The 13,656-nt window shown below is 69.8% G+C and carries 12 protein-coding genes; 9 read left to right on the plus strand and 3 right to left on the minus strand.

The window, feature by feature from the left end; all coding sequences use genetic code 11:
• Positions 1-4: 4 nt before the first annotated feature.
• Positions 5-907 carry a UTP--glucose-1-phosphate uridylyltransferase GalU gene (gene galU / locus OG223_RS22605; RefSeq protein WP_329251504.1) on the minus strand — a complete coding sequence of 301 codons (903 nt, stop codon included), beginning with the start codon at positions 905-907 and terminating at the stop codon, positions 5-7.
• Between the two features lie 132 nt (positions 908-1,039).
• Here galU and OG223_RS22610 point away from each other — a divergent pair, with 132 nt between their 5' ends.
• Positions 1,040-1,621: a 5-formyltetrahydrofolate cyclo-ligase gene (locus OG223_RS22610; protein ID WP_329251507.1), complete on the plus strand. Its 582-nt coding sequence runs from the start codon at positions 1,040-1,042 to the stop codon at positions 1,619-1,621.
• 48 nt (positions 1,622-1,669) lie between these two features.
• Here the strand turns inward: OG223_RS22610 and OG223_RS22615 are convergent, their stop codons facing one another.
• Positions 1,670-4,420 (minus strand): penicillin acylase family protein, encoded by a 2,751-nt coding sequence (locus OG223_RS22615; protein WP_329251510.1) that lies wholly within the window; start codon positions 4,418-4,420, stop codon positions 1,670-1,672.
• Positions 4,421-4,614: 194 nt separating this feature from the next.
• On the opposite strand from OG223_RS22615, the gene OG223_RS22620 reads away from it, so the two are divergent.
• The 6 genes from OG223_RS22620 (at position 4,615) to mscL (ending at position 10,503) form a co-directional block, all read left to right on the plus strand.
• Positions 4,615-6,195: a potassium/proton antiporter gene (locus OG223_RS22620; protein ID WP_329251513.1), complete on the plus strand. Its 1,581-nt coding sequence runs from the start codon at positions 4,615-4,617 to the stop codon at positions 6,193-6,195.
• Positions 6,196-6,467: 272 nt separating this feature from the next.
• Complete coding sequence (locus tag OG223_RS22625) at positions 6,468-7,742, plus strand: MFS transporter (RefSeq protein ID WP_329251516.1); 1,275 nt, start codon at positions 6,468-6,470, stop codon at positions 7,740-7,742.
• A 69-nt stretch (positions 7,743-7,811) separates the two neighbouring features.
• A complete protein-coding gene (locus OG223_RS22630; RefSeq protein ID WP_329251519.1) occupies positions 7,812-8,138 on the plus strand; it encodes an FmdB family zinc ribbon protein in 327 nt (108 codons plus the stop codon).
• A 133-nt stretch (positions 8,139-8,271) separates the two neighbouring features.
• Positions 8,272-9,105: an S-methyl-5'-thioadenosine phosphorylase gene (locus OG223_RS22635; RefSeq protein WP_329251521.1), complete on the plus strand. Its 834-nt coding sequence runs from the start codon at positions 8,272-8,274 to the stop codon at positions 9,103-9,105.
• A gap of 186 nt (positions 9,106-9,291) precedes the next feature.
• Complete coding sequence (locus OG223_RS22640; protein WP_329251524.1) at positions 9,292-9,882, plus strand: hypothetical protein; 591 nt, start codon at positions 9,292-9,294, stop codon at positions 9,880-9,882.
• Between the two features lie 159 nt (positions 9,883-10,041).
• Positions 10,042-10,503: a large conductance mechanosensitive channel protein MscL gene (mscL, locus tag OG223_RS22645; protein ID WP_329251526.1), complete on the plus strand. Its 462-nt coding sequence runs from the start codon at positions 10,042-10,044 to the stop codon at positions 10,501-10,503.
• Between the two features lie 26 nt (positions 10,504-10,529).
• On the opposite strand, the gene OG223_RS22650 is transcribed toward mscL, so the two are convergent.
• Positions 10,530-10,718, minus strand: a complete 189-nt coding sequence (locus OG223_RS22650) for a hypothetical protein (RefSeq protein ID WP_329251529.1) — start codon at positions 10,716-10,718, stop codon at positions 10,530-10,532.
• 49 nt (positions 10,719-10,767) lie between these two features.
• Here OG223_RS22650 and OG223_RS22655 point away from each other — a divergent pair, with 49 nt between their 5' ends.
• Both OG223_RS22655 and OG223_RS22660 read left to right on the plus strand, forming a co-directional pair.
• Entirely contained in the window at positions 10,768-12,009 is a 1,242-nt protein-coding gene (locus OG223_RS22655) for a low temperature requirement protein A (protein ID WP_329251533.1), read from the plus strand.
• Between the two features lie 551 nt (positions 12,010-12,560).
• Positions 12,561-13,589, plus strand: a complete 1,029-nt coding sequence (locus OG223_RS22660) for a P1 family peptidase (RefSeq protein WP_329251536.1) — start codon at positions 12,561-12,563, stop codon at positions 13,587-13,589.
• The last annotated feature ends 67 nt before the right edge of the window (positions 13,590-13,656 follow it).

Here is a 13,656-nt window from a genome sequence, read left to right on the forward strand (position 1 = left end):
GTTGCTACATCTCCTCGGCTACGTAACTGCGAAGCCAGGCGCGGAAGTCCGGGCCCAGGTCTTCACGTTCGCACGCGAGTCTGACAATGGCACGCAGATAGTCGCCCCGGTCGCCGGTGTCATAGCGGCGGCCCTTGAAGACGACGCCGTGCACGGGGCCGCCGATCTTCTCGTCGGTGGCCAATTGCTGGAGGGCGTCGGTGAGTTGGATCTCGCCGCCGCGGCCGGGTTCGGTCTTGCGCAGTATGTCGAAGATGTGGGGGTCGAGGACGTAGCGGCCGATGATCGCGTAGTTCGACGGGGCGTCGGCCGCCTCCGGCTTCTCGACCAGGCCGGTGACCTTGACGACGTCGTCGTCCGCGGTGGCCTCTACGGCCGCGCAGCCGTAGAGGTGGATCTGCTCGGGTGCGACCTCCATGAGGGCGACGACGCTGCCGCCGTGCTGCTCCTGGACGGCGACCATGCGCGCGAGGAGGGGGTCCCGGGGGTCGATCAGGTCATCCCCGAGGAGGACGGCGAAAGGCTCGTGGCCGACGTGCGGGGCCGCGCACAGGACGGCGTGGCCGAGGCCCTTGGGGTCGCCCTGGCGGACGTAGTGCATGGTGGCGAGGTCGCTGGACTCCTGGACCTTGGCCAGCCGGCTCGCGTCGCCCTTCTTCTGGAGGGCGGATTCGAGCTCGTAGTTGCGGTCGAAGTGGTCCTCTAGGGGGCGCTTGTTGCGTCCGGTGATCATGAGGACGTCATCGAGCCCAGCCGACACGGCTTCTTCGACCACGTACTGGATCGCGGGCTTGTCCACGACCGGCAGCATCTCCTTGGGAGTTGCCTTCGTGGCCGGCAGGAACCTGGTGCCTAGACCGGCTGCGGGGATGACAGCCTTGCTGATCCTGGGGTTCGACTGAGTCATGCCCGAACCTTATCCGGTGCCTTTGTGCAGAATCTGTGGCCCCGGTTAAAACACTCTCATATGAGCCTATTAGGAAGGATACGGGTGGGACCTGTGCGTCACCTGGATCGTGAAGTCGAGCCTGACAAGCGAATGTTGCGGCAGGAGTTCCTCACGGTGAGGAACAGGTTGACGGCCGATGACGTGCGGGGGGCCGCCGTCGCGCTCGCCGACCGTGCTCTGGAACTACCCGAGTTGGCGCACGCGCACACGGTGGCGGCGTACGTCTCCGTAGGGAGCGAACCCGGAACGCTGGTGCTCCTGGACGCACTCCGCGCGCGGGACGTCAACGTGCTGCTGCCTGCGCTGCTCCCGGACAACGACCTCGACTGGGGCTCCTACGACGGCGAGGGCTCGCTCGCGCGGGTCCGACACGGCGGAAAGATGACCCTGTTCGAGCCCTCCGGGGAGCGGCTCGGCCCGGACGCCGTGACCGCCGCCGACGTCGTCCTGCTGCCCGGCCTGGCGGTCGACGGGCGCGGGATGCGGCTGGGGCGCGGCGGCGGGTCGTACGACCGCGTGCTGGCGCGGCTGGAGCGGGCGGGCGCGCATCCCTCGCTGGTGGTGCTGCTGTACGACTCCGAGGTCGTCGCGCACGTCCCCGCGGAGGCGCACGACCGGCCGGTGCGGGCGGCGGTGACGCCGAGCGGTGTACGGCGGTTCCCGGGGAACTGAAATGGCTCTCCACGCACGCGTGGAGGGCCATTTCGATCGTTCAACGATTCACGGTTTGAGCACCAGGGTGTCGCTCGTGCTGTCGTCGACCGCCTTGGACGAGAACGACCAGGACAGCAGCTCACCGTTGACCCACTTGCTGGTCTGGTCGGTGTAGTGCGCGCTGTAGGCGTGTCCGGAGGCTCCGGTGAGGTTGATCCACTTGGACTTGTCGAAGTCGTCGAGGTTGACCACCATGCGCATCGACGGCACCCAGACGACTCCGTAGCCGCCGGCCGCGTTCCAGCCGGTCGCGTTGACCGTGGCCTCGCCGCCGCTGAGCTTCCAGGGGCCGCGGTTGAGAACGTACTGGACGATGCCGGGGCCGTCGGTGCCCAGGGTCTGGTTCTTCAGGAACAGGCGGTGCAGCCGGCCCCAGCTCCAGGTGTCGATGTCCTTGCCGAGCTTGGCGGTCAGCTCCCAGCGGGCGTCGATCATGGCGCGCTTGAAGAGCTGGTTCATGTTGCTCGCCCCCGGGCGGTTGCCCGACTTGGGGGTCGTCCACCAGTCGTTGGTGGGGTCGTCCATGAGCTTGCGGACGACCTCGAACCAGCGGTCGCCGCCGTCCGGTTGCGCCTGGTCGGCATCGCGCTCGCCGCACTCGTGCACCTTCTGGGCGTCCTCGTCGACGGGCCCGGTGGTGTCGACCGGCGTGACGAACAGGCACTGGCCCTTGACCCGCAGCTCCTTGGGCAGCTTGTTGCCGAAGGCGAGCTTGAGGATGTTGCGCCAGACCGAGTTGAAGTAGGCGGCCGCCGCCGAGTCGGCGTCCTGGGTGTAGTCCCAGCCCTCCAGGAGCTTCTGCGCCTCGCGTACGTCGGCGTCGGGTTCGTCGATCTTCAGCAGCTTGGGCACGAGCAGCTTGGCGATCTCGCTGCTGTCGTCGAGCTGCATCTGCCGCATGTCGTCGGTGGAGATCTTGCCGCCGCCGTCGATCTTCGACTGGATCAGATCGGTGATGCGCTGGCTGCGGGTGCCGTAGCCCCAGTCCGTGGTGAGCGTGTACGGGTACTTGTCCTTGTCGATCACGGCCTGGTTGGCGGTGACGATGTAGCCGCGCTTCGGGTTGTACTCGTACGGCAGGGCGGCCTGCGGGATGTAGCCGGTCCAGTCGTACTTGGAGTCCCAGCCGGGCACCGGCAGCGAGCCGTCGCCCTTCCCGCGCGTGGGGATCTTGCCGGGCAGCGTGTAGCCGATGTTGTTCTTGGTGTCGGCGTAGACGAGGTTCTGCGAGGGCACGTCGAACTTCGCGGCGCCCGCGCGGAACTCGCTCCAGTCGGACGCCTTGTCGATGGCGAAGACGGCGTCCATGGTCGCGCCCGGGTCCTCGGCGGTCCAGCGCAGGGCGATGCCGTAGCCGTCGCCCCTGTCGGGTGCCGCGGTGTCGACGGCGGCCTTCTTGCCGACCTTCACGAGTTCGTCGTTGCGGTCCGACAGCAGGGGACCGTTGTTGGTCTCCCGGACGACGATCTTCTTGGACGTGCCGCCGGCGACCTTGATGGTCTCCGTGCGGGTCGTGAAGGGCTTCGTGGTGCCGTCGTACAGGTAGCCGTCGCCGGAGAGGTTCTCCAGGTAGAGGTCGGTGACGTCGACTCCGGAGTTGGTCATGCCCCACGCGATGTCCTGGTTGTGGCCGATGACGACGCCGGGCATGCCCGCGAAGGTGTAGCCGGAGACGTCGTACTGGCACTTGCTGGAGACCGCGCGGCAGTGCAGGCCCATCTGGTACCAGACGGACGGCAGCGAGGCCTCCAGGTGGGGATCGTTGGCCAGGAGGGGCTTGCCGGTGATGGTGTTCTTGCCGGCGACGACCCACGAGTTGGAGCCGATGCCCTGGCCGTTCACGCCGACAGCCGTCGGGAGGTCGTCCAGGACGTCCGAGAGGCCCGAGAGCTGGCTGGTGAGGGCCGAGCCGGACGAGGACGACGAGGAGCCCGTCGTGCCGCTCGTGGACGTGCTGGAGGAACCGTCACCGCCGTCGAAGGTCTTGGTGTACTCGTCGTACTCGCCCTCGGTGACGATCGGCTGGTTGCGGTCGTACGGGTACTCCGGGTACAGGTCCGCGATCTGCTGGGGGCCGAGACGGCTGGTCATCAGGGCGCGGTCGATCTCGTCCTTCATGTTGCCGCGCAGGTCCCAGGCCATCGCCTTGAGCCACGCGACCGAGTCGACCGGGGTCCACTTCTCCGGCTTGTAGTCGTACTTGAAGCCGAGAGCCGCGTACTCCAGGGAGATGTCCTTGCCGTCCTTGCCCTGGAGATAGGCGTTGACCCCCTTGGCGTACGCCTGGAGATACTTCTTCGTGGAGGCCGACAACGTGGTGTCGTACTCCTTCTGCGCGACCCGGTCCCAGCCCAGGGTGCGCAGGAACTCGTCGTTCTTGACCTGGTCCTTGCCGAACATCTCGGACAGCCGCCCGGCGGTCATGTGCCGGCGTACGTCCATCTCGTAGAACCGGTCCTGCGCCTGGACGTAGCCCTGCGCCATGAACAGGTCCGCGTCGGAGGACGCGTAGATCTGCGGGATGCCGTAGCTGTCACGCTTGACGTCGACGGGCCCCGACAGGCCGTCGAGCGTGATCGAGCCCGTGGTCTGCGGAAGGGAGGCACGGACCGTGCTGACGGACCAGTACGCGCCGTAGGCGATGCCCCCGATGATGGCCATTACCAGAACAAGCACCAATAGACGGGCTTTGCGCCCCTTTTTCCTGCCGGACTTGCCGGGCTTATGACCCGATGAGGCGGTGGTGTTGGGGGGCATCGCTGTCCTTGCTGTCCTAACGCGAGCGGCAGGGCGGGCTGTGCTTTTGACTGAGCGCTGGAGCAACCATAGGCGCAGGGTCCCGAGCGACTTGACGCGGAGTCGGGTACTGACGCGGACGGGCGTTCGATCTTGCCTCGGGAAGTGTCAAGAAAGCGTCAAGAGTTAGGTAAGGTAACGAAGTACTTGGATGCATGGCACCGCAGCCTCGCGTCCCCTGTACGTGTGCTGTCGCCCTCGACGCGCGCCAGCCGAGGAAGGGAAGGCTTCTGACTGTCCACCACCTCGACCAGCTTCTGCTCGTCTGCTCGCTCGTCCTGCTCGTCGCCGTCGCGGCGGTCCGGGTCTCCTCGCGCAGCGGGCTCCCCAGCCTGCTCGTGTACCTGGGGATCGGCGTCGCCATGGGCCAGGACGGCATCGGCGACATCCACTTCGACAACGCCGAGCTGACCCAGGTCATCGGGTACGCGGCCCTGGTCGTGATCCTGGCCGAGGGCGGCCTCGGCACGAAGTGGAAAGAGGTCAGGCCGGTCCTGTCGTCAGCCGCCACACTGGCGCTGGCGGGGGTGGCGGTGAGCGTCGGCATCACGGCCGCGGGCGCGCACTATCTGGTCGGCCTGGAGTGGCGGCAGGCGTTCATCATCGGGGCGGTGGTGTCCTCGACGGACGCGGCGGCGGTCTTCTCCGTGCTGCGCAGAATCCCCCTCCCCGCGCGCGTGACGGGCACGTTGGAGGCCGAGTCCGGCTTCAACGACGCCCCGGTGGTCATCCTGGTCGTCGCCTTCTCCACGGCGGGCCCGGTCGAGCACTGGTACGCGCTGGTGGGCGAGATAGCCCTGGAGCTGGCCATCGGCGCGGCCATCGGCCTCGCGGTGGGCTGGCTCGGCTCCTGGGGGATGCGGCACGTGGCGCTGCCCGCCTCCGGCCTCTACCCGATCGCCGTCATGGCGATCGCGCTCACCGCGTACGCCACGGGCGCCTTGGCGCACGGCAGCGGCTTCCTGGCGGTCTATCTCGCCTCGATGGTGCTCGGCAACGCCAAGCTGCCCCACTGGCCCGCCACACGCGGCTTCGCCGACGGGCTCGGCTGGATCGCGCAGATCGGCATGTTCGTCCTGCTCGGCCTGCTGGTCACCCCGCACGAACTGGGGGACGACGTCTGGCCCGCGCTCATCATCGGCCTGGTGCTGACCATGGTGGCTCGGCCGCTCAGCGTGGTGATCAGCCTCACGCCGTTCCGGGTGCCCTGGCAGGAGCAGACCCTCATGTCCTGGGCCGGGCTGCGCGGCGCCGTGCCCATCATTCTGGCGACGATCCCCATGGTGAACGGCGTCGCCGGCAGCCGCCGCATCTTCAACATCGTCTTCGTCCTGGTCGTCGTCTACACCCTCGTCCAGGGGCCGACGCTGCCCTGGCTGGCCCGCAAGCTGAAGCTGGGCGAGGGGGCGGAGGCCGCCGACCTCGGCATCGAATCGGCGCCCCTGGAGCGGCTGCGCGGGCATCTGCTGTCCGTCGCGATCCCCGGGGAGTCGAAGATGCACGGCGTCGAGGTCAACGAACTGAGGCTGCCGGCCGGGGCCGCAGTCACCCTCGTCGTACGGGACGGAAAATCGTTTGTCCCGCTGCCCTCGACGGTCCTGCGGCGCGGCGACGAGCTCCTCGTGGTCGCCACGGATCCCGTCCGGGATGCGGCGGAGCAGCGGCTGCGCGCGGTGGGTCACGGCGGCAAGCTGGCGGGCTGGCTGGGCACGGACGGCGCCGGCGCCAGTCGTTAAGGGCATGTTTCGCACGGTTCACATGTTCACCAATCACAGGTGAACGCGCGCGTGGTGCCCGTTTTCGCAGGCTCACCAGGCTTCATCACCTGTACGATGAAGGCACATTCTGATCGAACCAACTCTGCCTGACGCAGTGCTGGCGCGACCGTATGGCGGCCGAATCCCTCCTCCGCAGTGGGCACCGGTATCTACCGCAGTTCCGCGCAAGAGGACAGTGCTCGGCTCCCCCCGCACGGGGCGCGCTACCAGGTGGCAGAAAGGCACGGGCCGTGGCATCCACGGTCACCTCCCGCCCGGGATCGCGTCCTGGATACGGGCAGTTGCTGCGCACGCGCGGCGCCTGGACGTTCCTGCTCCCCGGCTTCGCGGCACGCCAGCCGTTCGCGATGCTCACCATCTCCATCGTGCTGCTGGTGCAGCACACCACCGGCTCCTACGGCGCGGCGGGCGCCGCTGCGGCCGTCACCGGCGTCTCCATGGCCCTGTTCGCGCCCTACAGCGGACGACTGGCCGACCGCCACGGGCAGCGGGCCGTCCTGCTCCCCGGCGTCCTGCTGCACTCCCTGTCGGGCCTGACGTTCACGGCGCTCGCGCTGGGCCACGCGCCTCTGTGGGCGCTGTTCGTGGCGGCGGTGCCGACCGGCGCCTCGGTGCCGCAGATCGGGCCCATGGTGCGCGCCCGCTGGGGCGTCAGGCTCCAGGACTCCCCGCTGCTGAGCACCGCCGCCGCCTTCGAGTCCGTCACGGACGAGCTGACCTTCGTCTTCGGCCCGCTCCTGGCGACCGCCCTGTGCACCGCCGTGAACCCGGCCGCCGGCCTCGTCACGGAGGCGTCGCTCACCCTGATCGGCGGTCTGCTGTTCGCCGCACAGAAGAGCACCCAGCCCACGGTGACCGTCAGCGGGCACGCACGCGTGGAGCACGTTTCCGCGCTGGGCATCCCCGGGGTGCGCGTGCTGATCGTGACCTTCCTGGGCATCGGTTCCGTCTTCGGCGGAATGCAGGTCTCCCTGGCCGCCTTCACCGACTCGATCGGCGAACCCGGCCTGAACGGCGCCCTGTACGGCACGTTCGCCGCCGGCAACATGCTCTCCGGTCTCGTCTGCGGTGCCGTCGCCTGGAAGGTCGCCCCGCAGCGCCGCCTCCTCGTCGGCTACGGAGCCCTCGCGCTGACCGCGTCCGCCCTGTGGACCGCCCACTCCGTGGTGCTGCTGGCCGGCCTCGGTCTCCTGGTCGGCATGTGCATCGCGCCCGCCCTGATCACCGGCTACACGCTGGTCGAGGGGCTCGTCCCGGCCGGCGCCCGCACCGAGGCCTTCACCTGGCTGACCGGCGCGGTCGCGCTCGGCCAGGCCGCCGCCGTCACGGTCGCCGGACAACTGGAGGACCGCCTGTGGGGCGGCGCCGGTTTCCTGGTCCCGATGGCCGGTACGGTGCTTGCTTTGGGGACCCTGGTGGCCCTCCGGTCACACCTCGCGACCCGGCCCCACAGCCGCACCGTGGCACGTGGCGTCGGTCACCGCGTGCCGGTGGCAGTGGACTGATCCCCGGGAATACGTCACTATGGACGCTCGTTAGCACTCATTGAGTGAGAGTGCCAGGAGGAAGACACAGTGCCGACCTACCAATATCAGTGCACCGAGTGCGGCGAGGGCCTTGAGGCGGTGCAGAAGTTCACCGACGACGCCCTGACCGAGTGCCCCAACTGCGGTGGCCGCCTGAAGAAGGTGTTCTCCGCGGTCGGCATTGTCTTCAAGGGCTCCGGCTTCTACCGGAACGACAGCCGCGGCTCCTCGTCGAGCAGCTCGCCGGCCACCGCGAAGCCGTCGACGTCCTCGGACTCGAAGCCGTCCACCACCTCGACCTCGTCGTCCTCCTCGGACTCGAAGTCGAAGTCGTCGAGCACGGGCTCCTCGTCCAGCAACAGCTCCGCCGCGTAGGACTTCTCCGCGGGACCCTGTCGTCGTACGACGACAGGGTCCTCGGCGTTTCCGGAGCCGGTTCCCGTAGCTGTTTCCGTAGCTGTTCCGTAGCCGCTCCTGCGGTATTTCGGCGGCGGCTAGGGTGCTGCTCATGGCGAACGCAGAGATCGGCGTGATCGGTGGCTCCGGGTTCTATTCGTTCCTCGACGACGTGACCGAGATACAGGTGGACACCCCTTACGGGCCACCCAGCGACTCCCTCTTCCTCGGCGAGATCGCCGGCCGGCGGGTCGCCTTCCTGCCCCGGCACGGACGCGGCCACCATCTGCCGCCGCACCGCATCAACTACCGGGCGAACCTCTGGGCGTTGCGCTCCGTCGGGGTCAGCCAGGTCCTCGGTCCGTGCGCGGTGGGCGGGCTGCGCCCCGAGTACGGGCCGGGCACGCTGCTGGTGCCGGACCAACTCGTGGACCGTACGAAGTCCCGCACGGGCACGTACTTCGACGGACTGCCGCTGCCCGACGGCACGGTGCCGAACGTGGTGCACGTGTCCCTGGCCGACCCCTACTGCCCGACCGGCCGGGCGGCCGCGCTGAAGGCGGCGCGCGGGCAGGGCTGGGAGGCGGTGGACGGCGGCACGCTCGTGGTGATCGAGGGCCCGCGGTTCTCGACCCGCGCCGAGTCCTTGTGGCACCGGGCGCAGGGCTGGTCGGTGGTCGGCATGACCGGCCACCCCGAGGCGGCGCTCGCCCGTGAACTGGAGCTCTGCTACTCCTCGTTGACCCTGGTCACCGACCTCGACGCGGGCGCCGAGACCGGTGAGGGCGTCTCCCACGACGAGGTGCTGCAGGTGTTCGCGGCCAACGTGGACCGGCTGCGGGGCGTGCTGTTCGACGCGGTGGCCGCGCTGCCGGAGAGCGGGGCACGGGACTGCCTGTGCGTGAACGCGCTGGGCGGGATGGATCCGGGGTTCGAGCTGCCGTAACGGCCGGCCGCGGCCGGGGACTCGGAGAGGTGGCGGGGATCCGGGGAGGTGGCGGGGTGCGGAACTTCCCGTTCGGGTGAGGGAGTTGTCCACAACCGGCGGGTAGCACACGGGCTCCGGCGGGCGGCGGCGCGAGGCCTCATCGTGGGACCGCAAACCGATCCCTCGTCTCAGGTGGTGGTCCCCATGTCCCTGTCCCCTCTCAGCTCCCCGCCCGGCTCCCCTCCCGGCTCTCCGCTCATCTCCCCTTCCTTTCCGCGCCCGTTGGGCACCGACGCCCCACCCACGTGCGAGGTGCCGCACTTCGCGCCGGTGCGGGTGCGCGGCGGTCGCCATCAACTGCGTCGGTTGCTACGGCACCGGAGGCGGGCCGTCGCGGCCGGGCTCGCGCTGGCCGCTGTCGCGCTCATGACGGCCGGCCCGCGTGACGCGGCCCAGGCGCGGCACAGCGAGCGGCCTCGCGGGCATCCGGTGGCCGATCCGGTACGGCAGCGTCGGGCGGTCGAGTGGGTGTCGGCGCCGGTGCGGATCGCCGACGCCGGTACGGTCCGGCTGCTGCGAGCCGGCGACCGGGTCGATGTGATCGCCGCCGAGGAGTCGGCGGCGGGCGGTGCGGCCCGGGTGGTCGCGCGCGGGGCGCGGGTGACGAAGGTGCCCGAGCCGCTCGAAGTGGCCGACGGAGGCGGGGCGTTGGTGGTGCTGTCGGTGCCGCGCTCCACGGCGGCGCGGCTGGTCGGCGCGAGCGCCACGGCCCGGTTGGCGGTGACAGTGTGTTGAGCCGTGTTCTCCGTATCGTGAGCCGCACTCTCCGGCACCTGTGCGAATTCGTGTCAAGTCCCTCGTTGGAGTTACTGAATTGGACAGGATGGCCGGGCCTTGACGTAGGTTGCGGAGCTGTTGGTTCCACCCCCTGCGCATGCGAGAAGAGGCTCCGAGTTGAGCGAGCAGAAGAAGGAACCGGGCGTCTGGCAGGGCTTCAAGGCCTTCCTGACGCGCGGGAACGTCGTCGATCTGGCAGTCGCGGTCGTCATCGGCGCCGCCTTCACGAACATCGTCAACTCGGTGGTGAAGGGGCTCATCAACCCGCTTGTCGGGGCGATCGGCACACAGAACCTGGACACCTACAGCTCGTGCCTGAGCAGCACCTGCTCGGGCGACAAGGGCATCCAGTTGATGTGGGGCTCCGTCCTGGGGGCCACCCTCAGCTTCGTGACCACCGCGGCGGTCGTGTACTTCCTGATGGTGCTGCCGATGTCGAAGTACCTGGCCCGCGCGGAGGCCCAGCGCAAGGCCAAGGAAGGCACGCACGAGGTCATCGAGATCACCGAGCTGGAGGTGCTCAAGGAGATCCGCGACGCGCTCGTCGCGCAGCGCGGCGAGGGGCACCGGGAGCCGTAGCCAACGGCTCGAACGGGACCGGCGGCTCAGATGTGGTGGGGCGGCTTCTCGTCGAGGAAGCGCTTCAGGTCGGCCGCACTGTCGGCCGCGCTGTCGCCCTCGGTGCGCTCGCCCCACCCGCGGTCCGTGTCGTCCGAGGACGGCCGGCTCAGCGGGTCGTCGAAGACCAGCGTGGGCTTCGGATCACGCGGCTCGGGAGCGGGGGCGGTACTCATGCCTCCAGGGTACGGCCCCCGGCGGACGTTATCTGCTGTGCTTGGCCCCATGACGTCCGAGATGCAGAGACCCCAGCGGCCCCAGCGACCTCTCCGCCCCATGCACCCCCTGCGCCCGCTCACCGCCCGGGGCCGGGACGAGCCGCACCGGGTCGCCTCACCGCTGGAGCTGTTCTTCGACCTGTGCTTCGTCGTGGCCATCGCGCAGGCGGGCGTCCAGTTGGCGCACGCTGTCGCGGAGGGGCATGCGGGCGAGGGCGTACTGAACTACGCGATGCAGTTCTTCTCGATCTGGTGGGCCTGGATGAACTTCTCCTGGTTCGCCTCGGCCTACGACAACGACGACGTGCTGTACCGGGTCGTCACCCTGGTGCAGATCGCCGGTGTCCTGGTCCTCGCGGCCGGGGTCTCTCGCGCCTTCCAGCAGCACGACTACCTGCTCGTATGGCTCGGCTACGTGATCATGCGGCTGGCGATGGCCGCGCAGTGGCTGCGGGCCGCGAAGGACGCGGACGGCCCGGAGCGGACGATGGCATTGCGGTACGCGGGCGGCGTGCTGCTCTGCATGGTCGGCTGGACCGGCCTGGTGGTCCTGCCGGAACCGGCCCGCGGCTGGGTGTTCCTCGTGATGGTGATCGCCGAGCTGAGCGTGCCGCGCTACGCGGAGAAAAACTTCCCTACGCCGTGGCATCCGCACCACATCTCGGAACGGTACGGGCTGTTCACGATCATCGTGCTGGGCGAGACGATCGCGGCGGCGACGATCGCCGTGCAGTCGGGGGTGGACGAGCACGACGCGCTGGGCGAGCTGCTGCCCATCGCCGCGGGCGGGTTGCTGATCGTGTTCGCCGCCTGGTGGATCTACTTCGTGGTGCCGATCCACGGGCATCTTCGGTCCAACCGGCAGGCGTTCCTGTGGGGCTACGGCCACTACCTGATCTTCGCCTCGGCGGCCACGATCGGCGCGGGCCTGGAGGTCGCGGTCACCCAGGCGATCGGCAAGGCGCACATCACCACGCTGGCGGCGTCGGCCGCCGTGACTCTGCCGACCGCGCTGTACCTGCTCAGCGTCTGGGCGCTGCACGCCCGCCACTACAAGGTGGGCATCACCCAGCAACTGGTGCTTCCGACGGCCGCGTTGCTGGTGATCTGCTGCACCTTCCTCGGGGACTGGGCGGTGCTCGCGGCCGGGCTGGTGTCGGCGCTGACGGTCTCGGTCGGGGTCACACTGACGGCCCGGACGGCTGCCGCCGGGGAGGGCGGGGCCGTCGCGCCGGCGCCGGCGGACTGACCGCCACCAGACCAGCCGGGCGCGCTGGGCCGGCCGCCACGGCAACGGCAACGGCAACGGCAACGGCAACGGCAACGGCAACGGCAACGGCAACGGCAACACACGCTGGCCGAACCACCATCGCAACAGCCACACGCGCGAGGCCGACCACCTCCGCAAGAGCCGCACGCCCTGGATCCAGCGCCATCGGATCAGCCACGCATGCCGGCCCAACTGCCCCTGGATCAGCGGCGCGTACGGAGCTGACCACCCCCGGGTCAGCCGCCCCTGCCGATCCGGCCCCCGCCAAAACAGCCGCCGGTACTCAACCAACCGCCTCCGCAACGGCCGCCCGAGCCGGGCTGACCACCTCCGAAACCGCCGCCCGAGCCGAACCGACCCCCACCGAGACAACCACCCGAGCCGAACCGACCCCCACCCAGCCAACCCCCGACATCCAACCAACCCCCACCGAAACAACCGCCCAACCCAACCCGAACATCCCCGCATCACCGGCCCGCCCCGCCCCGCCCACCCCCGGATCGGACACTCGCTGGGCGAGACTGAACCCCATGACAGTTGACGCGTTGACGGATGTGGCCGGGGTGCGGGTGGGGCATGCGACGCGGGTGGGGGACGGTTGGCTCACCGGTACCACCGTCGTGCTCGCGCCGGAGGGTGGGGCCGTGGCCGCCGTGGATGTGCGCGGTGGCGGGCCCGGTACCAAGGAGACCGACGCGCTCGATCCGCGCAATGTGGTGCAGCGGGCCGAGGCGATCGTCCTGACCGGGGGCAGCGCGTACGGGCTCGATGCCGCGTCCGGGGTGATGGCCTGGCTGGAGGAGCAGGGGCGCGGGGTGCGGGTCGGCGTGGATCCGCTGCATGTCGTGCCGGTGGTGCCCGCGGCCTGTGTCTTCGACCTGGGGCGGGGCGGCGCCTTCAAGGCCAGGCCGGACGCGGCCACCGGGCGGGCCGCGGTCGAGGCCGCCGCGATCAGCGGTCCGGGGGTGCGGGTGCGCGAGGGGTGCGTGGGCGCCGGTACGGGCGCCGCGGTCGGGCCGATGAAGGGCGGGGTCGGGACCGCGAGCATCGTGCTGGAGTCGGGGATCACGGTGGCCGCGCTCGTGGTGGCCAACGCGGCGGGGTCGGTGATGGATCCCGAAACGGGCGTCCTGTACGGGGAGTTGTTCCAGGGGCGCGTGACGTATCCGGAAGCGCACGTCCACGAGGCCGCGCGTCGGCGCCTCGCCGAGGCCTCCGCGAAGAACGCGCCTCCTCTGCTGAACACCACGCTCGCGGTGGTCGCCACCGACGCGGACCTGTCGAAGGCGCAGGCGCAGAAGCTGGCCGGCACGGCGCACGACGGCATCGCGCGCGCCGTACGCCCGGTGCATCTGCTGAACGACGGGGACACGGTGTTCACGTTGGCCACCGGGGCCCGCCCGCTCGACGCCGAACTCCCCCTCGCCCTCAACGACATCCTCGCGGCCGGCGCGGAGGTCGTGACCCGGGCGATCGTGCGCGCGGTGCGTGCCGCCGAGTCGGTGGACGGGCCGGGCGGGGCGTGGCCGTCGTACGAGGAGTTGTACGGGAGGCGGTAGGCAGGCGGTGGGGCGGTGGGCATCCGGGGTTTCCAGAGGTTCGTCCCGGTGTTTGTCGCGGTTCTGT

The organism is Streptomyces sp. NBC_01478 (genome assembly GCF_036227225.1).
Taxonomy (GTDB): Bacteria; Actinomycetota; Actinomycetes; order Streptomycetales; family Streptomycetaceae; genus Streptomyces.

Excerpts from the sequence above, each read along its gene's own strand:
- galU (WP_329251504.1), bottom strand. The coding sequence starts at position 907 with ATGACTCAGTCGAACCCCAGGATCAGCAAGGCTGTCATCCCCGCAGCC.
- OG223_RS22610 (WP_329251507.1), top strand. The coding sequence starts at position 1,040 with ATGTTGCGGCAGGAGTTCCTCACGGTGAGGAACAGGTTGACGGCCGAT.
- OG223_RS22615 (WP_329251510.1), bottom strand. The coding sequence starts at position 4,420 with ATGCCCCCCAACACCACCGCCTCATCGGGTCATAAGCCCGGCAAGTCC.
- OG223_RS22620 (WP_329251513.1), top strand. The coding sequence starts at position 4,615 with ATGGCACCGCAGCCTCGCGTCCCCTGTACGTGTGCTGTCGCCCTCGAC.
- OG223_RS22635 (WP_329251521.1), top strand. The coding sequence starts at position 8,272 with ATGGCGAACGCAGAGATCGGCGTGATCGGTGGCTCCGGGTTCTATTCG.
- OG223_RS22640 (WP_329251524.1), top strand. The coding sequence starts at position 9,292 with ATGTCCCTGTCCCCTCTCAGCTCCCCGCCCGGCTCCCCTCCCGGCTCT.
- OG223_RS22650 (WP_329251529.1), bottom strand. The coding sequence starts at position 10,718 with ATGAGTACCGCCCCCGCTCCCGAGCCGCGTGATCCGAAGCCCACGCTG.
- OG223_RS22655 (WP_329251533.1), top strand. The coding sequence starts at position 10,768 with ATGACGTCCGAGATGCAGAGACCCCAGCGGCCCCAGCGACCTCTCCGC.
- OG223_RS22660 (WP_329251536.1), top strand. The coding sequence starts at position 12,561 with ATGACAGTTGACGCGTTGACGGATGTGGCCGGGGTGCGGGTGGGGCAT.